This window comes from Thiogranum longum (genome assembly GCF_004339085.1).
Taxonomy (GTDB): domain Bacteria; phylum Pseudomonadota; class Gammaproteobacteria; order DSM-19610; family DSM-19610; genus Thiogranum; species Thiogranum longum.
Genome location: NZ_SMFX01000001.1, coordinates 2,434,479 through 2,459,810, shown reverse-complemented (window position 1 = coordinate 2,459,810; position 25,332 = coordinate 2,434,479). Strand labels below are relative to the sequence as shown.

Below are 25,332 nucleotides of genomic sequence, written 5' to 3'. Positions count from 1 at the left end.
GCTATCATTTCCCGGTGATTAACAGCTGGTGGTGTCTCTGGAGATATTGATTCGTCCGGCACCCCGGATGTCGATGCTGCGACCGACTTCGCCGGTGCGGTCGTCACAAAGTGTTAGCGTGTCGACATCAGTTGCAAAGCCGCGGGAATCGTAGGAAATCGCGCCAAGTGCGGCACTTGTCAGCGTGGTTGTACCTGACAATGCCTCGGCAGTGACTACAATTTCTCCCGGTGCATCCGGTGTTCCATCGCGGTCCTTGTCGACCCAGACAATCCAGCCCACCGACCAGTCGGTGCCACCTGTGCAGCTGGGTGTTGCTGTGGTTGAATCGGAACTGATACAAATCTGCCCGGGGCGCTGATATTTAATCGCGGCGCTCCTGGCGATATTGATATCGTTTGAGATCCGGTTTGCCTGTGTGACCAGTCGGTTGTCGAGGATGTAGTTCTGAAAGCTCGGCACGCCGATGGTCAGCAGGATCGCCCCGATCGCCAGGGTGATCATCAGTTCTACCAATGTGAATCCGTTTTCGTTTTTCATGATGTGTACTTAACGTCAGTTTTTTGTCGTAGTAAATCGTATTCCGACCAGCGGATGAGGAATTGCGACAAGCGGCCGTTTTTCGTCCCGTATAGCGGAAAAAAACCTTCGCTTGCCCGCTTTATAGGGGCTTGATTGGAGAAAACTTGATAGTAATAAGTATGATCCGGCTATCAGGTCGGCTGGGTCAGCCTGGGTGATCTGGTGATCAGGGTGGGGTCAGCAACCAGCGAGTATCAAAGGGTGTCGGGTAACTGCTTAATGTTGAAGAAATAATTGTATTTCTTGCGGTATCGAGATCAACCCATGCAACGGTGATATCAGTCGTACTCAGGCGATCAGCTGAAGATCGTGACAGCTGAATAGTATAGGTGCCGGAAGGCGTGGAAACCGGGTCAATCCCGGGAGCACTCCCGGGGATATCGGAAAGCTCGTAACTCATTATTTTTTCATATAAATCAGACTGAATTAGCCGGGCGTAGGCAGTGCTGGCCTGATTCTGGCTGGCGATCGAGAGCCTGGCCTGCAATTGTCCCAGGCCCAGCCAGCCAATACTTAGAACCAACAGGGAAATCAAAGCCTCTGTGAGGCTGAAGCCGGTCTGGCGATGATGCATCAGAAATCCCTCCAGCTGCCGGGGACACGAATGAGGCGAAACGCCGGGAATCGCAGCGCTGCCTGTCGTGGATCTTCAATCTGAATGTTGGCGATCTGAACGCGTCCCGACCCCGGGTTGACGCGGCCATTGATGATCAAGGTGCCGGTGATATCAAGAGACGTCAGTGTGAGTGGACCAATACAGGGCGTATCGATAAACACGACACCGTAGATACGGACTCCGGCCGCAAAACCGGGGCAGCCGACTTCTGGTGGGAAATACAGCAGCTTGTGCTGATCGATGCTGCCAAGACTTCGGGGCCAGCGTCCCTGGCTGTCAAGATCGTCTGTTGTGGCAATCCAGTAACGGCGTTGATCGTCGGGCAGGTTCTGTTGCTGCCCAGCCAGCTCGGCATAGGCTTCCCGGTCCAGTGTAAACAGGGCGTCCCAGAGTTCGCCGGCAAGCGATATGGGCTGGATTGCACCCTGGTGAGTGTCTATGTCGATGACCGGACAGTCTCCGGCAGTCAACCAGATTGCCGTACCGGCATCGTCGCTGTCCGCATTCGGGGGATAGACTTCCTGGTTCGCGGCTGTATCTGTTGGACAGCCCTGGATAATCAGGGGCGGGGCCAGCTCGGCAAGCGGTGATAAAATACTGAGCTCACGAAACCGGCGTGTAACCTGTACGCCGGGACCTGATCCATCCGAGCGGCGCGTTAACGCCTGCACAGTCAGGAAGCGGCGAGGCAAGGGGGAGCGGGTGACTTGAAGTTCGGTGCTAACCCGACCGTCATCTTCATTTTGTTGCCAGCTTTCCTGTTCGTTGCCCGGCAGGCTGCTCCATGCCGTTTCCGGAAAGGTCGAAACAACAGGTAGCAGACGCTCTATGGCAGATTCCGCCGCAACAAACAGACGATCATGCCACTGCTGGTTGTTGTCGATGCTGGCCTGGTTAATGCCGGTTCGCGCAACGGACAGTGTGATAACGGTTATTGCCATCATCAGTACCAGTGCAATCAGCAACGTCGCCATCCCGCGCTGACGGTCCAGGCTACAGTGTGTTGCGCAATTCATTCCTGTGGCTCGAGTAACTGAGCATTGCGCACATTGATCCAGCGTGACAGTCGCAAGGTGATTGCACGATCTTGCATCAGTGAGCCTTCTACGGAGAATGTCACAGCACGTCGAAGCAATGCAGGTTGTCCGGGCGTGCAGGGAACCTGTTGCTCTGCAAGGTTCAGACAGTTGGAGTAGAGCGTAAAGGTCAGGTCGCTGATGACGATGCCTGGTGTAGTAACGGTCTGCCAGTTACCTGTGCTACAGGTCATTTCGGTTCCGCCATAGCGCGCCTGGAGACGGCTGCGACTCAGTCGGTAACCGAACTGCTCTACATTGTCATCGTCTGAACCAGGCGCGCATTCATTGTCCTGGCACTGGCCTTTCCCGACCAGCCCGTCGCGATCGATGTCGTAGCTGAACAGTAAGCAGGATGACGGCGTTTCATCATCCAGTGCCCCGCTACGCAGTCGGCTGTCCGGTTGTTCGAAAGGGTTTCTGGCGGCGGTTTGCAGCAGCGGGTCGAAGGCCCAGTAGCCACTGCGCCGGATATCGGAAGCCATGAGTTCCGCGACGGTGTGCATCTGCTGGCGAAGATCGGCACGGGACAGTTCTCCGGTAGTGTGTCGGGCAGTAGCCGCGTAGACGGTAACGATGGCGGACAGCGCAACCAGGGATATCACGCTCGCGACCAGGAGTTCGACCAGTGTGAAACCTTTTTGCAGGAAGGGCATATTCAGCATGCCAGGAACCTCGCGGTGTCCGGTGAGCAGGTACGGACACGTCCCAGGATGCTGATAATAACGCGCGTCTGGCTGTTGCTGTTTTCGAGTAACAGGGTTGCTGCCGTGGCAGTGCCGCGTATGGGTGAGAAGCGCACCAGACGCGATGTACGCTGCAGGCCTGTCAACATCAGGCGGATCTGCGGGTAGTCTGCCGAGGTTTGCAGGTGATCCCGGGTCAGCCCGGATTCACGGGTCTGACAAGCGGCGGGGGGATCGCTACTGTTGCAGTTGCAGGCGGGTGATTCTCCCCATCCATAGCACCATGCTGTATCTGCAACAGCGATGTTGAAATAGACCGGTTTGCGAAATGTGTAAGCATAGCTTCGCGCCAGTACGAGTTCCCGGGCGATGTCTCCTGTGGCAGCGCGCAGTCGCGCGTTGTCCAGAAAACGGGCCATGGCAGGTGCAGCAACAGCTGCCAGTAGCGCGGCAATGGCCAGGCTAACCAGTAACTCGACAAGCGTGAAACCTTCGTGTTGCGCATCATCCATGATACGACCTCCTGGAAGGTGTTTGACTTGTTCCTGTATGTCGTGCCGAGTATAGTCGGTTTCACGTGGCGCGCAAGGATTGCGCCCCGCGCAGACTACCCGTTGAGCAAATGGAGTTGCCTTATGATACGGTCCAGAGCACCCGGTTTCTCTTTACTCGAACTTTTGACAGCACTGACCATTGTTGCGATTCTCGCGTCCATTTCAGTCCCTTCCTACAATGGTTTCATCGCCAGGTCCCGTCGTAGCGATGCCATGTCGGCCTTGTTACAGTTGCAGCTTGCCCAGCAGCGCTGGCGAGCGGATAACCCGGCCTATGCAAGTCGTACGGATATGCTCGGATGGTCGGACGGCCAGTCAACTGAAGGCTATTACCAGCTGCAAGTCGAAAGCAGTGACGCGGGAGATTACCTGGGCAAGGCCACACCACAGGGTGCGCAACAGTCAGATGATTGCGGGGTGTTTGCAATCAACTCGCAGGGCCCCGTTGAAACATCACCTTATGCAGGCCCGGCCTGCTGGAATCGCTGATCCTGCATTTGGCGTAGCATGGACGTCATGAAAGCTGACGTCGTAATTGTGGGCGCCGGGATTATCGGCATGTTGACGGCGCGCGAACTCGTCGCTGCCGGCTATTCTGTCATGCTGCTTGAGCGTGGCAAACCCGCCCGTGAATCCTCCTGGGCTGGCGGCGGTATTCTTTCGCCCCTGTACCCATGGCGCTATCCGGATTCGGTAAATGAGCTGGCACGCCGGAGCCAGCAGATCTATCCGGTTCTGGCGGAAGCGCTGCTGGAAGAAAGTGGTATTGATCCTGAGTTCGAAAGGTCCGGTTTACTCATGACGGATGTCGAGGACCGGAACGATGCGCAATCCTGGGCGAAGCGTTACAACATGCCGTTACAGTCGGTCGATAAGATCATGGCGCAAGAAATAGAACCACAACTTGCGACTCAATTCGAGAATGCCTTGTGGATGCCGACCGTAGGTCAGATACGTAACCCGAGGATGACACGTGCACTGCGTGTTGCACTGGAGCGGCAAGGTGCTACTTTTTGCCAGGATACAGAAGTCCTCGGCTGGCGCAGTTCGGGAGGGCAGGTCAGGGCGGCCCTTACCGCAAACGGTGAAGTCAGTGCCGCAACCTTCGTGGTCGCTACCGGCGCCTGGACAGCCGGCTTGCTGGAGGAGACCGGTTTGACGTTACCGATCCAGCCGGTACGCGGCCAGATGATTCTGTTTCGTGGTCCCCCTGGTCTTGTGCGGCGCATCACCCTGCATAATGGGCGCTATGTTATCCCGCGACGGGATGGTCGGGTATTGTTTGGCAGTACCCTGGAGTATACGGGGTTTGAAAAATGTACCACCCAGGAAGCGCTGGATGATCTCAGCCAATCGGCCTTTTCATTGATGCCGGTACTTGCTGATTTGCCTGTCGAGTGCCATTGGGCAGGTCTGAGGCCCGGGACACCTGACGGGGTTCCGGTGATTGGGGTACACCCTGAATTGAGTAACCTGTTTGTTTGTGCAGGGCATTTTCGAAATGGTGTGGTGCTGGGGCCGGCTTCAGCCCGCCTGCTGGCGGACCAGATCACTCGCGGCCAGTCTGAAATTGACATTACGGCGTATCTACCGGGCGTCGTTTCTGAAAAACCTGCAGATTAGCCAATATAGACTTCGTCTAAAACGTCGTCGTATACTTGCACTCATGGATACATCTACTCCTCCACAGTTGCTTGATAAATCCACTGCAACCGAACGACTGATGGCTGTCGGTATACAGCCAACTCGCCAGCGCGTGCATATTGCACAAGTGCTGCTGACCGGCAACCAGCATCTCAGTGCGGACCAGGTGCTGGAACAAATGAAGCACACCGGCAAGCCGGTGTCCAAGGCGACTGTCTATAACACCCTTGGATTGTTCGCTGCCAGGGGGCTTTTGCGTGAGGTCATCATTGATCCGACCCGGGTTTTTTACGATACCAACAGCACCCCACATCACCACATGTACAACACCGCTACCGGCGAGCTGTCAGATATCGATTCGCAGTATATCCTCACCGAACAGCTGCCTGAATTACCCGAAGATACAGAGCTCGAGGGTGTGGATGTTGTGATCCGTGTTCGACCGGTTCGCTGAGCATGTGCCTGCCGGAGTCCTGTCCGGAAATCAAGCCAATATTATCAATGCAATCCTGAAAACTTGCCGTTAGAATGCGCGCGAGGCTGGGTGTTATTCGGCTGTTTTCCACGCGAAGGTGACGGGAGGAAATGAGTATGGCTGGTGGTGGTTACATGTCCGGGATTTTTGGCAGTTCACCTGTCAAGCCCATGCAGCAGCACATGGCAAAAGTCATGGCCTGCGTAACAAAGCTGATTCCTCTTTTCGAAAACGTCATCAAGGAAAACTGGGACGAAGTCGCGAAGGTGCAGAAGAAGATTTCTGACCTGGAGAAAGAAGCTGATGTCATGAAAAAACAGCTCCGCCTTCATCTCCCGAAGGGACTGTTCATGCCGGTGTCGCGCCGCGACCTGCTGGAAGTGCTGACCATGCAGGACACCATCGCCAACCGTGCCAAGGATATCGCCGGCGTGATTCTCGGACGGCACATGGTGCTGCCGAAGAATATCCACGAGGATTATATGAGGTACGTCGAGCGTTGCGTGGATGCCTGCGAGCAGGCCAACCGTGCGATCAACGAGCTGGACGAACTGGTAGGTACCGGCTTCAGTGGTCAGGAAGTCAAGCTGGTCGTCAAGATGATCAGCAAGCTCGACTCCATCGAGAGTGATACCGACAAGCTGCAGGCCGAAATTCGCCACAAGATTTTTGCGGTAGAAAAAGAACTCGATCCGATCGATGCCATGTTCCTGTACAAGATTATCGACTGGACAGGTGATGTGGCCGACCGCGCACAGCGTGTCGGAAGTCGTTTGCAGCTGATGCTGGCCAGATAAGGGATCACGCATGGATATTATTGTGACCTATGGTGCGGTCTTCCTGATTCTTGCCGGTGTATTTGGCCTGTTCATGGCCTGGGGTATCGGCGCCAATGATGTTGCCAACGCCATGGCAACATCGGTCGGTTCCAAAGCGCTGACCATCAAGCAGGCCGTGCTGATAGCCGCGGTGTTCGAATTTGCCGGCGCCATACTGGCCGGCGGGCAGGTAACAAAGACGATTCGCAAAGGCATTGTCGATGCCGATATGCTGTCAGCTTCGCCCGAGTTGCTGGTCTACGGCATGCTGGCATCTTTATTGGCAGCGGGTATCTGGCTGTTGATCGCCTCAAAAAATGGCTGGCCGGTTTCTACAACGCACTCTATCGTTGGCGCAATCGTCGGTTTTGCCATGGTTGGCATCGGCATGGATGCCGTGCACTGGGACAAGGTTATGTCCATTGTGGCCAGCTGGGTGGTTTCACCCCTGCTGGCCGGGTTTATAGCCTATTCACTGTTTCGAAGCGTACAGAAGCTGATTCTGAATACCGAAGAGCCGTTCCGTAATGCCAAGAAATACGTGCCCTATTATATCTTCCTGGTTGGTTTCATTATTTCGCTGGTTACTTTCCTGAAAGGCCTGAAGCACCTCGGGCTGGAAAATACCATGCTGGAAAATTACAGCTACGCTTTTGCCGTCGGCGTGGTGATGTTTTTCGTCGGGCGATATTTTGTCAACCGCATCCAGCTTGATCCTTCGGTCGACAAGGATTTTCACTACACCAACGTTGAGCGTGTGTTCAGTGTGTTGATGGTCGTGACAGCATGCGCGATGGCTTTTGCGCACGGTTCAAATGATGTCGCCAATGCTATCGGGCCAGTGGCAGCGGTAGTCGGTATCGTGCAGAGCGGTGGTGAAGTGGCATCAAAATCCATGCTGCCGATGTGGGTGCTGTTACTGGGCGGCGCAGGTATCGTGCTTGGACTGGCAATGTTTGGCAAACACGTGATTGCCACGGTGGGCAATAATATCACCGAGTTGACGCCAAGCCGGGGCTTTGCCGCCACACTCGCGGCGGCCACCACGGTTGTACTGGCTTCCGGTACCGGCCTGCCGATATCCACCACCCACACGCTGGTCGGCGCCGTCCTCGGTGTCGGTCTGGCGCGTGGCATGGAAGCGTTGAATTTGACCGTGATCCGTAACATTTTCATGTCCTGGATTGTTACGCTGCCTGCTGGCGGGCTGCTGGCGATCGTGTTCTTCTATATGCTGAAAGGCATTTTCAGCTAGCTGAGGTTGCGCCTCGGGGTGTAAAAATGCCACCAGCAGGGTAATATGCGTCTTCGCTGGTTCCTGTGCACAGTGCGCTGGCTGGCCTCACAGCACAGCATCATTCCATTGCCGGAATAGCTCAGTCGGTAGAGCAGCTCACTCGTAATGAGAAGGTCGGGGGTTCAACTCCTCTTTCCGGCACCATTTCCTTCTACTCCAGTTTGCTCAGGATCTCGTTGAGCAGTCGTTCCCGGTCCTTGTGCAGCCTGGTAAGCAGGTTGCGTGGAGCGCCATTGATAACGTTGTCAGGTGTGTCGGGTTGAGGGTTGTACTTTACACTCCATTCGATCATATCAAGCAGTAAAGGGAGCAGGTCTTTCCCCTTGCAGGTGAGCCGGTAAATAAATTTCGACAGGTTTTTCGAGTCCTGCGTTTTTGATATCAGTCCTTCGGACTCCAGCTTGCTCAGGCGGCTCGCCAGTATATTGGTTGAAATTTTCTCGGGTGAGTTGAGAAATTCGCCATAGTATTTTTTCCCCTTGAACAGAATATCCCGAAGGATGATGAGGCTCCATTTGTCGCCGAATATATCCAGCGCAAAGGTAATCGGGCATTTGCCGCTGTTGTGATTTTCGTGTTTTTTCATAAATCGAAGTGTACTGAAAAATAAGCGATTGCAAAATGCAAGTACTCGGCTACAATGAATCTACTTGCACAATGCAAGTAGATTGCAAGATAACGTAATCAGGGAGCTGAAAATGAATCAAAGAATCATTCTGTTTCTGACGTTGATGTTATCCGGGCGAGCCATGACACTGGCTTTTATTCACCGCGTTGGTGGAGGCATGCCGGGTGACCCGCCGCCTGCGTGGCTGATGCCCCTGGTTGGCGATGCGGTGATAGGCGTTACGGGGCTATGGGTCGCGTACCTGATTTTGAGGAAAACCGGTATGTGGGTCTGGACAGTGATTATTGTCTGGAATTCGCTGGCTGTCTGGGATGCGTTATCTGCATTCGCAATCCAGACAACGAATCCCTGGCCGGAATTCTTTATGATAAAGCTGATGGGGTCGTCGATGTTTTTTGCGGCCAGCGCAATGCATGTCGCGATTATCGTACTTGCCTGCCGCCCTGATATGCGAAAGCGTCTGACGGGTCCGGTTGGCTAGTCGGCAGGCGGATGCCTAGTCCCCGTCAACTTCATCAACATCCAGTTGTCCGGACATGCGGCGGCGTATGTGCGACCATGACATGCCCGTCGCTATGATGGCTGCCAGCATGACCAGTACGACATAGGTCAGTACTTTTATGTTCTCAACAGAGAGGATGTTGTAATCAATCATTAGCCAGGTGAGCGTGGCAAAGAAGGCAAATGCCAGCAGGGTGCCGATTACACCCAGCGAACGCACTGTTGCGCGCAGGTAAACCACCCAGCCGATCAGTACCACCACGGCAGCAAACGCCAGCAGTGGATCAAGTTTGTCGGGGGTCTGGATGAACCAGTGATACAGGGAATAGCGGGACGGATTGTAAGTGGCGAATACCAGTACCAGCGCCACCAGGAAGCGAATCAGGAAATCCGTAAAACGGAAGCTTTTTGCAGCCATTCTGTATACCTCTTTTTTATGATGCTTTGCTCAGTCAAAGCGCATGGAAAGGTCTATGGCCTTCACATCCTTGGTTAACGCACCGGTAGAGATGTAGTCGACGCCGGTTTCGGCATACTGCCGCAGGTTGTCCAGTGTGATGCCGCCAGAAGCTTCGAGTTCTGCCTTGCCATCATTAAGTGCAACTGCCGCACCAATATTTTCGAGGCTGAAATTGTCCAGCATGATCCGCTTGACGCCGGTTTGCAGGGCCTGCTGTAGTTCATCCATGTTTTCGACTTCCACTTCAACCGGCAATTCAGCATCCAGGTTGCGTGCATTCCGCACTGCTGCACTGATTGAGCCTGCCGCTGCGATGTGGTTTTCCTTGATCAGGAATGCGTCGTAGAGCCCCATACGGTGGTTATGGCAACCACCGGTGCGCACGGCATACTTTTGCGCGCGGCGCAGACCGGGGATAGTCTTCCGGGTGTCCAGAATGCGCGTACTTAACCCTTCAACCTGTTTCGCGTACTGGTGGGCGAGGGTAGCAGTGCCAGACAAGGTTTGCAGGAAATTGAGTGCTGTACGTTCACCGGTGAGCAGGCTGCGTGCCGGGCCTTTCAGCGTACAGACAACCTGGTGCGGTGCCATGGAATCACCGTCGGCGGCATACCAGCGCAGGTCTACTTTCTCATCGAGTTGGCGGAATACAGCGTCAAACCAGTTACGACCACACAGGATGGCGTGCTCGCGGCTATACACGCTGGCTTTCCAGATGCCGTCAGCAGGGACCAGTTGGGCTGTGATATCGCCCTGGCCAACGTCTTCTTCCAGTGCATGATGCACATCTTCGTCGATGTGTGCTTCGAGGACTTCCAGTAACACTATTCAGAAAGCTCCAGTAACCCGATTTCAAATACCAGGGTGGCATCGGGTGGAATCACGTTACCCGCGCCGCGTTCCCCGCAGTCGTGATCCTCGTGTTTCAGACCACTATCGGTTGTAACTTCACTCATTCAGCTTGCCTCGTTCTGTTCCATATTCAAGGAACGGGAAAAATACCCGGTCTTGAGTTTTTGTGCCAGTCCGGCCAGCAACGCCAGGCTCAGCAGGTTGGGGGCCGCCATCAGAATATTGGTGATGTCGGCAAGGTTCCAGACCAGCTGCAGGGGAACCGCAGCACCGACCATGACGAGAACGGTATACAACAGACGGTAGGGCAGCACGGCGCGCTCACCGAACAGGAAGCTGGCCGAGCGGTCACCGTAGTAAGACCAGGCGATAATGGTGGAGAAGGCAAACAGGCTGAGACCGATGCCAACTACGCTGGCACCCGATACACCAATGGAGCTCTGAAAGGCATGAGCCGTCAGTGCTGCGCCTACAAGGTCATCGCGTTGCAGGGTCCAGGCACCCGTCACTACGATAACCAGTCCGGTCATGGTGCAGATCACCAGGGTATCGATAAACGGCTCCATCATGGCAACCAGGCCTTCACGAACCGGTTCGTTGGTTCGTGCGGCGGAATGGGCGATAGGCGAAGATCCGAGTCCGGCCTCGTTGGAGAACAATCCGCGTGCCACGCCCCAGCGTATAGCTTCACCCACGGCCGCGCCGCCCACGGCCCAGGGGTTCAGGGCATGATTGAATATGGTGGCGAAGGCAGCAGGAATCTCCGGCAGGTGATTAATCAGTACCAGGATCGCGGCGCCAACATAGAGCAGCGCCATGAACGGGACAATCATCGATGCTACGCGTGCGATACGTTTTACCCCGCCCAGGATCACTGCACCTACCAGTGATGCAAGAACCAACCCGGCCAGCCAGGCGTATTCGCGCACTTCGGGGAACAGGTAACCCAGTCCATCCACGACCGAATTGGCCTGTACCATGTTACCGATACCGAACGAGGCAATCAGTGCAAAGCTGGCGAACAACATGGCCGTGCGCTTCATTTTCAACCCGTGCAACAGGGTATACATGGGGCCACCGGCAATGGTGCCGTCCTCGCGAACTTCGCGGAAGCGCAGTGCCAGCGTGCACTCGGTAAACTTTGTGGCCATACCGAAGAAAGCGGTTACCCACATCCACAACAGGGCGCCTGGACCGCCCAGCGATATCGCGGTTGCAACACCGGCAATATTACCGGTGCCGACTGTGGCCGACAGGGCCGTAGACAGTGCCTGGAAGTGGGTGATGTGGCCTTCGTGGTGCGGCTGGTCATAGGCACCGGACAGTAATGCGAGTGAATGCCGGAAGCCGCGAAACTGGATCAGCCCCATGCGTATCGTCAGGTACAGCCCCATCCCGAGCAGCAGGCTAAGTGTCAGTGCGTTGCCCCATAACAGGCCGGCGAGCTGGCCGCTCCAGTCGGTGAGGGTCTGCATAGTGCTACTCATGGGAAATATGCGGGTCTGGCGTGTGGAGTCGGTTCGAGTCTGACATTCCGGGATTATAAAGGAATCTGAGCTATATCAACGAAATTGCAGCCTGAGACCCCATAAAATCCACCCTGGATGTCGATTTTTCATACCCAGGGGCTTTGCTAGATTGCCCTGAATCAACGCAAAGGGGGGCTATAAATGCTGACAACGTCAATGAGTGCAATACTGGAGTCTTCGCTGGACGCCAGCAATATCGCGGTTTGCGTCAAGGACGGGAACAAATGCGTGCTGAGCCAGAACGATTATTGCCGCGAATTGTGTGGAGAGCGGGTTGGTGAGTTGTGCGAGACAGGATGTATGGAACTGTACGCCAGCGATAACAACCAGCAGTGGAAAGACTGGGGTTCCCGGGTGTACAAGAACAGTTATATGCATGGTGGTTTCTTCGATGTTACGTTGCTGTGCAGTGCTGAAAGCCTCATCACTTTCCTGCAGCCACTCGAGGACCGTTATGAAATGGCGATGGCCTATTACCGCGACAAGGGGCTGACGAAGCGTGAAGTCGAGGTGGTCTCCCTGACAATCAAGGGAATTTCCAACCCGGAAATTTGCAAGGAACTTTCAATTTCAAAGGCGACATTGAGGACGCATCTCAATAACGTCTACCACAAGATACGGGATCTGGGCGAGGTTCCCGAGTTTATGCCGGCAAACCGGGTGCTGCGGTGAGAAATTTCCATGTGGGTGGATTACCGGGCGTTCTGTGTATCAGCCGACAATATCCAGCACACGCTTTCGGAAAGCCACCTTTCGTTGTGTCGCCAGTTCCCGGCAGGCTTCTATATTCACACCTTCGAGGCCATCGATAGCGGTTGCTGTGACTGATTCAATGTAGTCCGGTGCCAGCTCCAGGAAGTCCAGCATAGCCTGGAAGGAGCCGGCCAGGGCCGGCTGGCAATGTTGTTGGTAGAGCGTCTCGTTCTGTGTATTCATCGATACCGACAGGGCGTCGATTTTGCCAACGAGTTCGGGCAGTACGTTGCGCTTGTGAACCAGGTTGGCGAGACCATCGGTGTTAACACGAACGCGGCCACGGTGCAGTTTGATATGGGTTGCGATTTCCAGTAGCGGTCCGAGACGAAGTGTTGGTTCCCCAAATCCACAAAATACAACTTCCCGGTAGTCAGCAGGATTTCCGAGTGCGTTAATGACATCGTCGGTTTCAGGGCGTTGCGCAAGGCTGAGATCAAACTCATGGACCCTGGGCAGGGTGCAGTATTTCGGACAGAAGGTGCAGCGCAGTGTGCACCTGTCGGTTATATTCAGGTAACGTTTGTCACCTATCGTATAGGCCAGAACGGGTGTTTGCATGTGTCTCCGGTTTTGCCTGGGGCAGAATGCCTTTGAAAATCCGGCAATACAGGCACGATTCTAGTATGCGTGGTCTGCTGTGGGCTTGACCTGGGTCAAAATACCAGTCGCAGGCCGGCAAATATGTGGCGCTTGTCGGCTTCATAGAAGTTGCGGAAGCTGGGGCGCTTGATCGCAGGGCGTGTATGCAGGCAGCCACCGCGCAGGCTGTAGTGGTTTTCATCGAACCAGGATTGTGAATACTCCGGGTAGGGGAATGGCTGGAAGCCTTTATAAGGGTGGAAGGTGTTGCCACACCATTCCCAGGCGTGGCCGGTCTGTTCAAGTACGCCACTGCGGCATGCGGCTTCCCACTGGTATTCGTGGGGCAGGCGTCCGCCGGCCCAGTTGGCAAAGGCGAGGGCTTCGTGCCGGCTGATACCTGACACAGGTTCATCCTCCGCCAGTTCATAGCTGCCGCGCAGGCTGACGCCATACCAGATGCCATCATCGGTCTGTCGCCAGTGATCGGGTGCGGAAATCCCGTTTTGTTCTCGCCAGGCCCAGCCTGTGGTTTCCCAGAGGTCTTCGCGCTGATATCCCCTGTCTTCGATAAAGCCCAGGAATTCGGCGTTATTGACAGGTGTCTTGCTGATCTGGAATTCGCCCAGTTCAGCCTGTTGTGGTGGCACTTCATTATCGTAGGCGGTGGGTGTTTCACCGCCGATTTGAAAATGTCCCGCAGGAATATCGATACGCTCACGCCCTGGCGCTTGTGCTGTCATGGGCGAGGGGTTCAGTCCGTTCGGTGCTGTTTCAGCAAGGGCTTTCTGGGTCAACACCATGAGCATGGTTTCATAGTGCTGACAGTAGTGCTGGATGAGAAAATGAAGAATGTAATCATCCCTGAATAATGCGTGTTCACGCCATTGCTCGGGTATTTCAGAGAGAAAGTGCAGGTTGTATGCCAGCAGATCCCGTGCCCAGGTGAGCATGGGTTCCCGGGGCGGCAGCAGGCGACCTCGCTCCTGTTTTGGTGTGCGTGGCGGTGTGTAGAGGTCGGCGATGGGTGCAGTAACACTATCCTCGCCCCGAATAGTTTCATGTAACCACAGGCATTCGGTAAATACGCAGTGGCCAAGATGCCAGCCCAGGGGGCTCAGGTCGGGGTGATACTGGGTGCGGAAGGTGGTGTCATCGACACCCTCGGCAAGTGCCAGGATCAGTGCATGCGCCATTTCCAGTTCATTGATCAGTGCGTTCATGTTTAAAGTGACAGTAGTTCGGGTGGCTCTTCCGGGTCAAGGATCAGAATCTGGTGTTCCGGCATGCTTTGCCAGAACGAGGATTCGGTCAGTCGCTCCGAGGCTATGAGTTGCGCGCCGGGGAACATTTCATCATCGGTAGTGTAATACAGTGAGGGGCAGTCGTCACCGATTGCGTGACGTACGGCGTACAAGCGTTCGCCGTCGCTGACAACAATGTTGAGCAGGCAACGATGGCCTTCTGTCCATGTTGCGATGTTATCCATCAGTTCTGCCAGTGCAGTTTCTACAGGGAGATCAGGGTTGTCTTTGAGCCGTTGTCGCAGTGCGGCAAACAGGTATTCAGATTCAGTATTGCCACGTATTGTGGCCAGCAGCTCCGGAGCCAGTTGCTGAACCATGTGTTGTTGTAGCGCGCCGTGAAAATCATCGATGAGTCCGTTGTGATCAAACAGGAACTCGTTGTCGAGGAAGGGCTGGGTGTTGGCGTGATTGACAGGATTGCCTGTTGTTGCACTGCGGACACTCGCAATCCACAGTGGGCTGACGAGGGTTCGTGCCAGGTGCGGCAGATTCGGATCGGACCAGATGGGTGCCGGATTGACGTAAGCCGCCGGCCTGCCCTCAGCGTCATACCAGGCAAAACCAAAACCGTCGGCATTCAGTTTGGCGTATTTGAGTTCCTGTGGCGCCCAGCCCTGGACCTCCAGGCTGTGTGGCGGATCGAGCAAAAAATGGCTCAGTGCAACGGGTTCTCCCAGGTAGGCGGCGATCCGGCACATCGGGTGGCAAGGCTCTCTGTTTCGCTGGATTGCCGTCGATGGTAGCCTATGCAGCCTGCTTATCCAATATGGTGGTGTAAATGGAGGAGAATGCCGAGTCACGCCTGACCAGTCACAAGGTGCCCGCACGGTTACCGGTGCAGGATATTCTGGAGGATGCCAGTGCAGGGCTGATCGATGCGCCGCGCTTCATGCCGCCCAAGTACTTTTATGACGAGCGCGGTTCACAGCTGTTCGATGCAATCTGTGAAACCCGGGAATATTATCCAACGCGAACCGAGGAGGCGCTGTTGCAGGTCTGTGCGCGGGATATTATCGAGCAGCTTCGCCCGGATCATATTGTGGAGTTCGGTAGCGGTACGGCGCGCAAGACGCGGCACCTGTTCGACGCCTGTGACCGGGCAGGTGAAACAACCTCCTACTGGCCCTTTGATGTGTGCGAGGAAATGCTCCGTGATAGCGGCCAGCAACTGGTGGAGGAGTATGAGTGGTTACAGGTCAATGCACTGGTCGGGGACTACCACGGTGGCCTGGCCGGTTTGCCGCCACGTGAAGGACGCTGTCTGTATCTGTTCCTTGGTGGAACGATCGGCAACTTTACCGGGGAAGAAGCGGCAGCGTTTCTCGACGAGGTGCGCGCAATTATGCGGCCGGGTGATGGATTGCTGCTGGGCGCAGACCGGGTCAAGGACGCCGGGGTACTGCATGCCGCCTATAATGATGAATCAGGCGTTACTGCCCGGTTTAACCTGAACCTGTTGCAAGTATTGAATCGCGAGCTGGACGCAGAGTTTTGCGATACCAATTTTGAGCACCGCGCACTGTTTAATGCCGAGGCCAGCCAGATAGAGATGTACCTGGTATCACGTTGCAGGCAATCTGTTCATATTGGTGCACTCGACCGCACTCTCGAACTGGAGGACGGTGAGCGTATCCTGACCGAGATCAGTCGCAAGTTTACTCCGGCCCGACTGGAGTCCTTGCTGAATGATGCGGGGCTGGCCATTCAGCGCCATTTTGAACCGGACAATGGCTGGTTTTCACTGGTACTTGCCGGTCCGGAAGGCGGCCCTGTCACACAATCGTAATACTTCTGTGCTTTGCTGTGACACTGTTGTGATCCGGTAACAGAGATAATGAAACGTATTCTGGTCGTAGAAGACGAGTCGGCAATCCGCGAAATGCTGGGTTTCTCACTGACAAAAGCCGGCTTTCGCGTGGATGAGGTTGCCGATGCCGAGCAGGCCTTGCTGGCGATTGCGGCAAACCCTCCTGACCTTGTTTTGCTGGACTGGATGTTGCCGGGTATGAGCGGTGTCGATCTTGCCAGACGTCTGCGCCGCGAAGAACTCACCGCCGCACTGCCTGTCATCATGATAACGGCCCGCAGTGATGAAAATGACCGGGTGCGTGGCCTGGAAACCGGGGCTGATGACTATGTCACCAAGCCGTTCTCGCCCAGGGAACTGGTTGCCCGTATCCAGGCGGTGTTACGGCGTACCAGTCCCGAATCCGGGCAGGAAGTGGTGCAGATTGGTGGGCTTGCACTTAACCCGGTCGATCATCGTGTTCTGGCTGATGAAACGGAAATCGAGCTGGCGCCGACCGAGTTTCGCTTACTGTCTTTTTTTATGCGACACCCCGACCGGGTCTACAGCCGCGAACAATTGCTCGACCGTGTATGGGGGCGTGGCATATATGTAGAAGAACGCACGGTGGATGTGCACATCAGGCGCTTGCGCAAGGCTCTGGCAAGCTGTGGCTGTGATCGATTCATACAAACCGTACGCGGCGCCGGTTATCGTTTTTCAGACAAGGCGAAGGTGTGACCCGAGCCTGGCAGCATGAGCTGTGGCGGCTGGCCGCGCTGATACTGGTCGGTGTACTTGTTGGTGCACTGGCTGGCCAGGTAATGGCTGGCCTGTTGCTGGTGCTGGTTATTTATCTTGGCTGGCATCTCTATAATCTCAATCGACTGGTCCGCTGGTTACGCGAGAGCAAGTCATTCAAGCCGCCCGAGGCCAGCGGCATCTGGGACGAGGCTTTCGAGCATATTTACCGATTGCAGCAACGCAACCAGAAGCGCAAACGCAACCTGAGTCATATGCTGAAGCGGTTGCATAAAATGACCGGTGCATTGCCGGACGCGACTGTCGAACTCAGGCCGGACAGCGAGGAAATCGAATGGTGGAATACAGCCGCTGCCCGCTACCTTGGTTTTGAGTTTCCGCGTGACAGTGGCCAGCGCATCAGTAACCTGATTCGACACCCTGCCTTTCTGGACTATCTCCACAGCGATAATTATGAGGGCGGTGTTGAAATACCCTCGCCGGTCAACGAAGGCCAGACATTACGTATCCGTCTTGTCCGCTATGCGGGTAATCGTCGTTTGCTGGTGGCCCGCGACATGACGCATATACAAAAGCTGGAACGCATGCGGCAGGATTTTGTGGCCAATGTGTCACATGAACTGCGTACACCGCTTACAGTGATTACCGGTTACCTTGAAGCAATGATCGATGATGAGCCGGATGAGCGTTGTGTCGTTCCCCTGCAAAGCATGCAAGAGCAGAGCGAGCGGATGCGCAGGCTGGTCGAGGACCTGATGCTGCTGGCGCGACTCGAGAGCGATGAGCCCAATGATGCGGCCCGGGTTGTGGATATACCGGAGCTGGTTGCACAGGTTGTCAGCCAGGCGAAGACGCTAAGTGGTGTCGAGGGGCACCGGTTCGAAGTTCATATCGAAAATACACTGTGCCTGGTTGGCGTCAAGAGTGAACTGTTCAGCGCATTCTCCAACCTGGTGTTCAATGCGGTACGTTACACGCCGGCAGGTGGCAGTATTCAGGTGGATTGGGTGCGCGAGAACGAGACCGGGTTATTTTCAGTAACCGATAGCGGGCCAGGTATCGAGGCACAGCATATTCCCCGCCTGACGGAACGCTTTTACCGTGTCGATGCCGGAAGATCGCGTGCGCGTGGTGGCACCGGGCTGGGGCTTGCCATTGTGAAGCATGTGTTATTACGGCACCAGGGGCGTCTCGAAATTGACAGTGAACCGGGCCGTGGCAGCCGTTTCGGTTGCCGCTTCCCCGAATCGCAATTACGCAGTTGTAAATCAGCAAAAGCCCTGTAATTGTAATACGCCTGTCATATTACAGGACTAGCATCTCCACACAGTAACAAACCCGATTCAACATAATTGTTCCTGAGCAAGGAGAACACGAATGGCTTTACGTAAACACACACTGGTCGCCGGCGTGCTGTCGGCCGTACTGGGTTTCAGCAGTTCGCTGATGGCAGAATCCAGGGTAGATTCCGGTATACCGGACTATAACCGCGTCAGTGGCGTATCCGGCAACCTGTCCAGTGTCGGTTCAGATACCCTGGCCAACCTGATGACCCTGTGGGCCGAGGAATTCAAGCGCGCATACCCGAACGTCAACATACAGATCCAGGCGGCAGGTTCCTCCACTGCACCGCCTGCACTGACCGAAGGCACTTCAAACCTGGGTCCGATGAGTCGCAAGATGAAGGACAAGGAACTGGAAGCTTTCGAGCGCCGCTACGGTTACAAGCCGACCCCGATCCGGGTCGCAATCGATGCGCTCGCGGTATTTGTACACAAGGACAACCCGGTCAAGGGCATGACAATTCCACAGGTTGATGCAATATTTTCATCCACCCGCAAGTGCGGCTACCCGGAAGATATCACGCGCTGGGGCCAGTTGGGCCTGGAAGGCGCCTGGAAAAACCGTACCATTCAGCTCTATGGCCGCAATTCGGTTTCCGGGACTTACGGTTACTTCAAAAAGAAAGCCTTGTGCAAGGGCGACTACAGGAACAACGTAAATGAGCAACCGGGTTCTGCTTCGGTTGTGCAGTCGGTTTCTTCCTCGCTAAACGGCATTGGTTATTCCGGTATCGGTTATACCACCTCGGGTGTGCGTACTGTGCCGTTGGCCAAAAAGGACGGGCAGCCGTTTGTTGAAGCAACGTCTGAAAATGCCATTACCGGCAAGTACCCGCTGTCACGCTTTCTGTATGTCTACGTGAACAAGCATCCGAACAAGCCGCTACCACCCCTGGAGCGTGAGTTCCTGAAGCTGGTGTTATCCCGCCCGGGCCAGAATGTTGTCATCAAGGACGGCTACATCCCGCTGCCGAAGTCGGTTGTCGACAAGGAATTGCTCAAGCTGCAGTAAGTTTCCTGCCGATCGGAAAGCCCTCGCCGCTACGGCGGGGGCTTTTTTTTAGCGATATTTTATGCGGCGTTGAGCATGAAGCGCAGTGCGTCGAATTCGCGGTAACCGACGTGTTGCAGCATCAGTCCTACACCACCGTCCCGGGTGTGCACCACGTAGGCCGGCAGACGGTGCTCGACAGGTCGGCCGCGCATTTCGGCAATAAAGGAAATTTCCAGTCTTGCCTGTGGTGGAATGCGTACGCCCTTGAGATCGACGTACATACCTTCAAGGCTGATATTGCGTGTTTTCCCGTTGACCGTTCCAACAGGTGGATAGTGCAGGTTTACTTCAAGATCAATTTCGCGTCGTGAACTCCAGCGATGTTCGATGCCCATGTGGCATGCCCTCCCATATGTGCCAGACGTGTGGCGGTCCGGTGTTGCTGGTAGTAACAAAAGCAAATTCAATGCCAAAGGGGGGCTTTGTTCAGGTGAATTGCCTGTCACACAATGGTCATAATCGTCGCGTACCCTGTTCTGATCATGTCCGGGCCATCAACTTCAAACAGTTATAAAAGTAGTGTTCACCTTCGCCTGCGCCTGCTCAGGGATCGCCTGGCGCGTTGGCTGATCGGTGCTGGTGGTGTTTCAGTCATCATCGCTATCCTGTTGATATTCATCTATCTTTTGTATGTTGTTATGCCGCTGCTCAAATCTGCCGAGATGCAGCACGAGGCGACCTATCCGCTGCCGGACGGCAATGAGGCGGTTTACCTGTCGATGGAAGAGCAGGCAGAAATCGGTGCAGTGATCGATCGCAAGGGGCACGTACGTTTTCTTTCCACAAGCGATGGTCACGAAATCAGTCAGGTGCAGTTACCCGTTCCGGACGCGGCAGAAGTTGCCGGTTTTTCGGCGGCGCGTCCGAATTCCGGCATTGTTGCGCTGGGTTTCAGTAACGGGCAGGCACTGGTCGTCAAACTCAACTACCAGGTCAGTTTCCCGAATGACAAACGTGTCATTACACCGGAAGTGCAGTACCCGCTCGGCAAGACACCCGTTGATGTCAACACTGACAGGGCATCGCTGGACAAACTTGCGATTCAACAGGACGAGTCTTTCACGATCGTGGCCTGGACACAGGGTGGCATGCTGTCGGTCGTGCGTGCCTCTCCCGAAGCGTCGCTTATGGAGGAAGATGCCGGCTGGACATTCGAGCGAAGCAGTGGCTATACCGATATTGAAGACATTGTTAGTCTGCTGGTCGATCCCTCGCAGCGTGAGCTGTACCTGGTAAGCCGTGACGGGACACTGGCCTGGTTCGATATTTCAGATTTGTCGCAGGCGCGTCTGCATGAACAGATCAGGGTCACGGCAAAAAATACCCGTGTGGTTTCCGCAGGCTTCCTGGCAGGTGGCAACTCTATCATGGTGGCCAGTGACGACGGCAGGATTAGTCAGTGGTTCCAGGTCAGGGACGAGGAGGGTGTATCCCACCTTCAACAGATTCGCAGTTTTGATAATGAAGTCAGCACACGGGCGCTGGTACCGGAGTCCAGTCGAAAAGGTTTCCTGGTTGCGGGTGAAGATGGCAGTGTTTCGATCTATCATGCGACGGCCGGACAGCGGTTGATCCGGAAAACCGTTTCGGATGCGCCTGTACGTCTGCTGGCAGTCAGTCCGCGTGCCGATGCATTGTGGGCATTGAATGATAACAATCAACTCGAGTTCTGGCGTATCAATAACCCGCACCCGGAAGTGTCCTGGGGCGCGCTATGGGGCAAGGTCTGGTACGAGGGTTATGACCAGCCGGAATATATCTGGCAGTCTTCGGCGGCAGATAATGACTTCGAACCCAAATTCAGTCTGACGCCGTTGGCGTTCGGTACACTCAAGGCGGCGTTTTACGCCATGCTGTTCGCGATTCCTCTTTCAATACTTGGCGCAGTATTCACCGCCTATTTCATGGCGCCAAAGATGCGCCAGATGGTGAAGCCGACCATCGAGATTATGGAAGCCCTGCCCACGGTTATCCTGGGATTTCTGGCCGGACTTTGGCTGGCACCGCTGGTGGAGACGCATTTACCCGGCCTGTTCGCCATGTTGCTGTTGATGCCCCTGCTGGTACTGGCCACGGCCTGGTTGTGGCATTGCTTGCCACTACGTGTCACCGGCCGGATATCAACGGGCTGGGAGGCTGCGTTGTTGATTCCGGTCATACTGGGAGCGGGATATTTGTCGCTGGCCGTGAGTCCCTTGCTGGAACAATGGCTGTTTGGTGGTGATATGCCGGCCTGGCTGCAGCATGAAATGGGTATCGGGTTTGACCAGCGCAACTCGCTGGTGGTGGGAATGGCGATGGGGTTTGCCGTTATTCCAACCATCTTTTCGATTGCCGAGGATGCGATTTTCAGTGTGCCGCGGCACTTGACCAGCGGCTCACTGGCGCTCGGTGCAACCAGCTGGCAAACGCTGGTTCGCGTCGTTCTGCTGACCGCCAGCCCGGGAATTTTCTCCGGTGTCATGATGGGAGTGGGACGTGCTGTTGGTGAAACCATGATTGTGCTGATGGCGACCGGCAATACACCGGTAATGGACCTGAGTATCTTCCAGGGCATGCGTACCCTGTCTGCCAATATTGCAGTGGAAATGCCAGAGTCCGAAGTGGCGAGTACGCACTACCGTATCCTGTTTCTTGCCGCGTTGGTGCTGTTCCTGTTTACCTTTGTCTTTAATACCGGCGCCGAGCTGATTCGTCAGCGGCTGCGTAACAAGTACAGTAGCCTGTGACGGGAATGATGTATGAGTAAAGACTTTGGCAGTTGGGTAAAAAGCGGCAAGCCATGGATATGGCTGAATGCTGCTGCGGTCTCTGCCAGCCTGATCATGGTGCTGGGTTTACTGGGCCTGATTGCCGTAAATGGACTTGGGCACTTCTGGCCGTCACCGCTGCAGGAAATGCAGTACCGCATGCCGGATGGCAGCGTACAGCATTTGATCGGTGAAATTTCCGATACCGAGCGCATCACTGTCGAACGATTGCGTGAAGCGGGAGAGCCGGTCGAGTCTTATGGCGACGCCGTGGACATCGAACGTTACCTCATCAAGACCGGTAATCGGGATATTTCCGGGCTGGATTTTCGCTGGATCAATGAGCCGTCCATCATCAGCCGGGAGACACCGAAAGAACTGGTTGAACTGGAGCGTACCGAGTGGGGTAACTTTTACGGTTTCCTGCAGGATGTCCGTGAAGAAGGGAAGCTGGTTGCCGGGAAGGACGCGGCATGGCTCGAGCTACAACCCAGACTCGAACGCGTACGCGATATTCGCAAGCTGATTCGTAAACTGGAACGTAAAGATATCGGTGCAATCAACTACCGGCTTGAGCAGTTGCGTCTGGAGCGGAGGAGGCTGGAGCTGGATGACGAGGATACACCGGAAGCCATCGCGGATATCGAACGCCGCAAACAATCCCTGCAGGCCGAATTCAGTGAACTACAGGAAAAGCTGGACGCTCGCTACCGGGAACTCAGGCGTGATTCCATCACGATGCTGGCGATGGGAGGCGAGGCCGTCAACATTCCCCTGGCGAATATCGTGCGAGCCTGGCAGCCGAATACCATGGGGTTTTGGCACAAAACAGGGTTCTACCTTTCCAGCCTGTGGGCATTCGTCAGTGAAGACCCGCGCGAAGCAAATACAGAGGGTGGTATTTTCCCGGCTATTTTCGGTACGGTGATGATGGTGATGTTGATGGCGCTGTTGGTAACACCGTTCGGTGTGATAGCCGCCGTCTACCTGCGCGAGTATGCGACGCAGGGCCCGCTGACCCGGTTGATTCGAATCGCGGTCAATAATCTGGCCGGCGTACCCTCGATTGTTTACGGTGTGTTCGGCCTGGGCTTCTTCGTCTATGTTCTTGGTGGCAATATCGATCAGTTGCTCTTCCCGGAGGCGCTACCTGCACCGACGTTTGGAACGCCCGGGTTGATGTGGGCATCGTTGACACTGGCATTGTTGACTGTGCCTGTTGTCATTGTGGCAACCGAAGAAGGCTTGTCACGTATCCCGAGATCCATTCGCGAGGGCAGCCTTGCGCTGGGCGCCACCAAGGCAGAAACACTGTGGCGAACCGTTTTGCCGATGGCCAGCCCGGCCATGATGACCGGCGTCATACTGGCTGTCGCACGTGCAGCCGGTGAAGTGGCGCCACTGATGCTGGTGGGTGTGGTGAAGCTGGCACCGGCGTTACCGCTGGACGGTAATGCACCGTTTATCCATCTGGATCGCAAGTTTATGCACCTTGGTTTTCATATATATGACGTCGGGTTCCAGAGTCCCAATGTCGAGGCGGCACGACCCCTGGTCTACGCAACCGCGCTGTTGCTGGTACTGGTTATCGTGGCACTTAATCTGACAGCAATTTCCATCCGGAACCGTTTGCGTGAACGCTACCGCACACTGGATCAATAACAGGATCTATTATGAGTGAAAGTTCAAATTCCACCAGGATGGCTGAAGCCACGCAGGCAACCCCGGATGTGAGGGCCTCAGATAAGGCCGGGATATGCCTTGAGGTCAAGAACCTGAATCTTTTCTATGCCGAATCACAGGCGCTGGATAACATCTGTATGCCGATCCCTGAAAAACAGGTAACGGCCTTTATCGGTCCCAGTGGTTGCGGCAAGTCAACGCTGCTTCGTTGTTTCAATCGTATGAATGACCTGGTCGACAGCGTGCGTATCGAAGGAAGCATTCTGCTCGACAGTGAAGATATCTATGCGCCGGGTGTGCAGGTTGCCCAGTTGCGCCAGCGTATTGGAATGGTCTTCCAGAAACCCAATCCTTTTCCCAAGAGTATCTATGAGAACGTGGCTTACGGCTTGCGCCTGCAGGGCATGAAAAGCCGCCGTGTGCTGGACGAAGTAGTCGAGAAAGCCTTGCGTGGGGCTGCATTGTGGGATGAGGTCAAGGACCGTCTGCACGAGAATGCCCTGGGTATGTCGGGTGGTCAGCAACAGCGTCTGGTCATTGCGCGTGCCATAGCGGTTGAACCGGAAGTGTTGCTGCTCGATGAACCCGCTTCGGCACTGGACCCGATTTCCACGCTCAAGATCGAGGAACTGATCGATGAACTGAAAGAACGCTACACCATCGTGATTGTGACGCATAATATGCAACAGGCGGCGCGTGTTTCAGACCAGACGGCATTCTTGTATATGGGTAAACTGATAGAACGCGGTGATACGGATACGATCTTCACCAACCCGAGCGAGAAAATGACAGAAGACTATATTACCGGGCGTTACGGATAAGGAGTCGGCGCATGGAAAACCTCAATATCGGACAACATATTTCACGGCGCTATAACGAAGAGCTGGAAGATATCCGCAACCGCGTGCTGGCGATGGGCGGCCTGGTTGAGCAACAGCTAAAAGACGCCATGACTGCCCTGGAGAAGCGTGATGCCGGCCTTGCTGCACAAGTAGTGGAGCGGGACTGCGAGGTCAATGCCATGGAAGTGGCGATAGACGAGGAGTGTAATCGCGTGCTGGCGCGCAGACAGCCGGCTGCCAGTGATCTTCGCCTGGTGGTGGCCGTCATCAAGACTATTACCGACCTGGAACGTATCGGTGACGAGGCGGAACGTATCGCGCGTATGGTCAGCACCCTGGTGAGAGAGGAGCATTCAACACGCCTGTTTACCCAGATACGCAACCTTGGCCACCATGTGAGCAGTATGGTGCACGGTGCGCTCGATGCATTCGCGCATCTGGACACGGAAAAGTCAGTGGAAGTCTGGAGTGAAGACCGACTGGTCGATGACGAATATGATTCGTTGATGCGTGAGCTGATGACTTACATGATGGAAGACCCGCGTTCGATACCGAGTATTTTGCAGGCCATGTTCGCGGCACGCGCGATGGAGCGGATCGGTGACCGTGCGGGTAATATTTGTGAGTACGTGATTTACCTGGTCAAGGGCAAGGACGTGCGGCATACGCGGGTTGACAAGTCGGGTTGATTTTATCGCGGGCAGGTTGGCGCTGGCTTGCCGGGGTTTTCCGGTTCAACGCTTTGCCCGCTG

The 25,332-nt window shown here is 55.2% G+C and carries 29 protein-coding genes and 1 tRNA gene; 16 read left to right on the top strand and 14 right to left on the bottom strand.

Annotation, left to right across the window (positions count from 1 at the left end):
• Positions 1-18: 18 nt before the first annotated feature.
• From DFR30_RS11980 to DFR30_RS11960, 5 genes are all read right to left on the bottom strand, one after another.
• A complete protein-coding gene (locus tag DFR30_RS11980; RefSeq protein ID WP_132974473.1) occupies positions 19-540 on the bottom strand; it encodes a GspH/FimT family pseudopilin in 522 nt (173 codons plus the stop codon).
• 208 nt (positions 541-748) lie between these two features.
• Entirely contained in the window at positions 749-1,156 is a 408-nt protein-coding gene (locus tag DFR30_RS11975; RefSeq protein ID WP_132973549.1) for a type IV pilus modification PilV family protein, read from the bottom strand.
• Complete coding sequence (locus DFR30_RS11970) at positions 1,156-2,172, bottom strand: pilus assembly PilX family protein (RefSeq protein ID WP_132973547.1); 1,017 nt, start codon at positions 2,170-2,172, stop codon at positions 1,156-1,158. Before DFR30_RS11970 ends, DFR30_RS11975 begins: the two co-directional genes overlap by 1 nt.
• Positions 2,173-2,210: 38 nt before the next feature.
• The gene (locus DFR30_RS11965; protein WP_132973545.1) at positions 2,211-2,939 is read right to left on the bottom strand and encodes a prepilin-type N-terminal cleavage/methylation domain-containing protein; all 729 of its coding nucleotides are present in this window, start codon (positions 2,937-2,939) and stop codon (positions 2,211-2,213) included.
• On the bottom strand, positions 2,933-3,472 hold the full coding sequence (locus DFR30_RS11960; protein WP_132974472.1) for a GspH/FimT family pseudopilin: 540 nt from the start codon (positions 3,470-3,472) through the stop codon (positions 2,933-2,935). Before DFR30_RS11960 ends, DFR30_RS11965 begins: the two co-directional genes overlap by 7 nt.
• A gap of 123 nt (positions 3,473-3,595) precedes the next feature.
• Between DFR30_RS11960 and DFR30_RS11955 the strand changes: the two genes are divergently transcribed.
• From DFR30_RS11955 to DFR30_RS11930, 6 genes are all read left to right on the top strand, one after another.
• Positions 3,596-4,003: a type IV pilin protein gene (locus DFR30_RS11955; protein ID WP_132973543.1), complete on the top strand. Its 408-nt coding sequence runs from the start codon at positions 3,596-3,598 to the stop codon at positions 4,001-4,003.
• A 27-nt stretch (positions 4,004-4,030) separates the two neighbouring features.
• Entirely contained in the window at positions 4,031-5,137 is a 1,107-nt protein-coding gene (gene thiO, locus DFR30_RS11950) for a glycine oxidase ThiO (protein WP_132973541.1), read from the top strand.
• Between the two features lie 43 nt (positions 5,138-5,180).
• Positions 5,181-5,612, top strand: coding sequence for a Fur family transcriptional regulator (locus DFR30_RS11945; protein ID WP_132973539.1), 432 nt, complete (start codon positions 5,181-5,183; stop codon positions 5,610-5,612).
• A gap of 137 nt (positions 5,613-5,749) precedes the next feature.
• Positions 5,750-6,430 (top strand): TIGR00153 family protein, encoded by a 681-nt coding sequence (locus DFR30_RS11940; protein WP_207891967.1) that lies wholly within the window; start codon positions 5,750-5,752, stop codon positions 6,428-6,430.
• Positions 6,431-6,440: 10 nt separating this feature from the next.
• On the top strand, positions 6,441-7,706 hold the full coding sequence (locus DFR30_RS11935; RefSeq protein WP_207891895.1) for an inorganic phosphate transporter: 1,266 nt from the start codon (positions 6,441-6,443) through the stop codon (positions 7,704-7,706).
• Between the two features lie 110 nt (positions 7,707-7,816).
• Positions 7,817-7,892: transfer RNA gene (locus tag DFR30_RS11930), tRNA-Thr, on the top strand.
• A 7-nt stretch (positions 7,893-7,899) separates the two neighbouring features.
• Here DFR30_RS11930 and DFR30_RS11925 read toward each other — a convergent pair.
• Complete coding sequence (locus DFR30_RS11925) at positions 7,900-8,334, bottom strand: winged helix-turn-helix transcriptional regulator (protein WP_132973535.1); 435 nt, start codon at positions 8,332-8,334, stop codon at positions 7,900-7,902.
• 112 nt (positions 8,335-8,446) lie between these two features.
• Between DFR30_RS11925 and DFR30_RS11920 the strand changes: the two genes are divergently transcribed.
• The gene (locus DFR30_RS11920) at positions 8,447-8,857 is read left to right on the top strand and encodes a hypothetical protein (protein ID WP_132973533.1); all 411 of its coding nucleotides are present in this window, start codon (positions 8,447-8,449) and stop codon (positions 8,855-8,857) included.
• Positions 8,858-8,872: 15 nt separating this feature from the next.
• Here DFR30_RS11920 and DFR30_RS11915 read toward each other — a convergent pair whose 3' ends face one another.
• Genes DFR30_RS11915 through DFR30_RS11905 form a run of 4 tightly spaced genes read right to left on the bottom strand, consistent with a single transcriptional unit; the run spans position 8,873 to position 11,676 of the window.
• A complete protein-coding gene (locus tag DFR30_RS11915) occupies positions 8,873-9,295 on the bottom strand; it encodes a DUF6524 family protein (protein WP_132973531.1) in 423 nt (140 codons plus the stop codon).
• Between the two features lie 30 nt (positions 9,296-9,325).
• Positions 9,326-10,162, bottom strand: a complete 837-nt coding sequence (gene nadC / locus DFR30_RS11910) for a carboxylating nicotinate-nucleotide diphosphorylase (protein WP_132973529.1) — start codon at positions 10,160-10,162, stop codon at positions 9,326-9,328.
• A complete protein-coding gene (locus DFR30_RS14690; RefSeq protein WP_279386908.1) occupies positions 10,162-10,293 on the bottom strand; it encodes an FKBP-type peptidyl-prolyl cis-trans isomerase in 132 nt (43 codons plus the stop codon). Before DFR30_RS14690 ends, nadC begins: the two co-directional genes overlap by 1 nt.
• Positions 10,294-11,676, bottom strand: coding sequence for an alanine/glycine:cation symporter family protein (locus DFR30_RS11905; protein ID WP_424565402.1), 1,383 nt, complete (start codon positions 11,674-11,676; stop codon positions 10,294-10,296). It abuts the gene before it with no gap.
• Between the two features lie 183 nt (positions 11,677-11,859).
• Here DFR30_RS11905 and DFR30_RS11900 point away from each other — a divergent pair, with 183 nt between their 5' ends.
• Positions 11,860-12,390, top strand: a complete 531-nt coding sequence (locus tag DFR30_RS11900) for a helix-turn-helix transcriptional regulator (protein WP_132973527.1) — start codon at positions 11,860-11,862, stop codon at positions 12,388-12,390.
• 39 nt (positions 12,391-12,429) lie between these two features.
• Here the strand turns inward: DFR30_RS11900 and DFR30_RS11895 are convergent, their stop codons facing one another.
• The 3 genes from DFR30_RS11895 to egtC all read right to left on the bottom strand — a co-directional run bounded on the left by DFR30_RS11895 (position 12,430) and on the right by egtC (position 15,058).
• The gene (locus DFR30_RS11895; RefSeq protein ID WP_132973525.1) at positions 12,430-13,032 is read right to left on the bottom strand and encodes a TatD family nuclease-associated radical SAM protein; all 603 of its coding nucleotides are present in this window, start codon (positions 13,030-13,032) and stop codon (positions 12,430-12,432) included.
• Between the two features lie 95 nt (positions 13,033-13,127).
• Positions 13,128-14,276, bottom strand: coding sequence for an SUMF1/EgtB/PvdO family nonheme iron enzyme (locus tag DFR30_RS11890; RefSeq protein WP_132973523.1), 1,149 nt, complete (start codon positions 14,274-14,276; stop codon positions 13,128-13,130).
• A 2-nt stretch (positions 14,277-14,278) separates the two neighbouring features.
• A complete protein-coding gene (gene egtC / locus DFR30_RS11885) occupies positions 14,279-15,058 on the bottom strand; it encodes an ergothioneine biosynthesis protein EgtC (protein WP_132973521.1) in 780 nt (259 codons plus the stop codon).
• An 80-nt stretch (positions 15,059-15,138) separates the two neighbouring features.
• On the opposite strand from egtC, the gene egtD reads away from it, so the two are divergent.
• The 4 genes from egtD to DFR30_RS11865 all read left to right on the top strand — a co-directional run bounded on the left by egtD (position 15,139) and on the right by DFR30_RS11865 (position 19,263).
• Positions 15,139-16,146 (top strand): L-histidine N(alpha)-methyltransferase, encoded by a 1,008-nt coding sequence (gene egtD, locus DFR30_RS11880; protein ID WP_132973519.1) that lies wholly within the window; start codon positions 15,139-15,141, stop codon positions 16,144-16,146.
• Between the two features lie 45 nt (positions 16,147-16,191).
• Positions 16,192-16,887 (top strand): phosphate regulon transcriptional regulator PhoB, encoded by a 696-nt coding sequence (phoB, locus tag DFR30_RS11875; protein ID WP_132973517.1) that lies wholly within the window; start codon positions 16,192-16,194, stop codon positions 16,885-16,887.
• Positions 16,884-18,194 (top strand): phosphate regulon sensor histidine kinase PhoR, encoded by a 1,311-nt coding sequence (phoR, locus tag DFR30_RS11870; RefSeq protein WP_132973515.1) that lies wholly within the window; start codon positions 16,884-16,886, stop codon positions 18,192-18,194. Before phoB ends, phoR begins: the two co-directional genes overlap by 4 nt.
• Before the next feature lie 91 nt (positions 18,195-18,285).
• A complete protein-coding gene (locus DFR30_RS11865; RefSeq protein ID WP_132973513.1) occupies positions 18,286-19,263 on the top strand; it encodes a PstS family phosphate ABC transporter substrate-binding protein in 978 nt (325 codons plus the stop codon).
• Positions 19,264-19,322: 59 nt separating this feature from the next.
• Here the strand turns inward: DFR30_RS11865 and DFR30_RS11860 are convergent, their stop codons facing one another.
• Positions 19,323-19,640 (bottom strand): PilZ domain-containing protein, encoded by a 318-nt coding sequence (locus DFR30_RS11860; protein ID WP_132973511.1) that lies wholly within the window; start codon positions 19,638-19,640, stop codon positions 19,323-19,325.
• 147 nt (positions 19,641-19,787) lie between these two features.
• Here DFR30_RS11860 and DFR30_RS11855 point away from each other — a divergent pair, with 147 nt between their 5' ends.
• From DFR30_RS11855 to phoU, 4 genes are read left to right on the top strand one after another with little or no spacing between them, the layout of a single operon-like run.
• Complete coding sequence (locus DFR30_RS11855; protein WP_132973509.1) at positions 19,788-22,034, top strand: ABC transporter permease subunit; 2,247 nt, start codon at positions 19,788-19,790, stop codon at positions 22,032-22,034.
• Positions 22,035-22,046: 12 nt separating this feature from the next.
• Positions 22,047-23,717, top strand: coding sequence for a phosphate ABC transporter permease PstA (gene pstA / locus DFR30_RS11850; RefSeq protein ID WP_132973507.1), 1,671 nt, complete (start codon positions 22,047-22,049; stop codon positions 23,715-23,717).
• A gap of 38 nt (positions 23,718-23,755) precedes the next feature.
• The gene (gene pstB / locus DFR30_RS11845) at positions 23,756-24,559 is read left to right on the top strand and encodes a phosphate ABC transporter ATP-binding protein PstB (RefSeq protein WP_424565409.1); all 804 of its coding nucleotides are present in this window, start codon (positions 23,756-23,758) and stop codon (positions 24,557-24,559) included.
• An 11-nt stretch (positions 24,560-24,570) separates the two neighbouring features.
• Positions 24,571-25,269 carry a phosphate signaling complex protein PhoU gene (phoU, locus tag DFR30_RS11840; protein WP_132973503.1) on the top strand — a complete coding sequence of 233 codons (699 nt, stop codon included), beginning with the start codon at positions 24,571-24,573 and terminating at the stop codon, positions 25,267-25,269.
• The last annotated feature ends 63 nt before the right edge of the window (positions 25,270-25,332 follow it).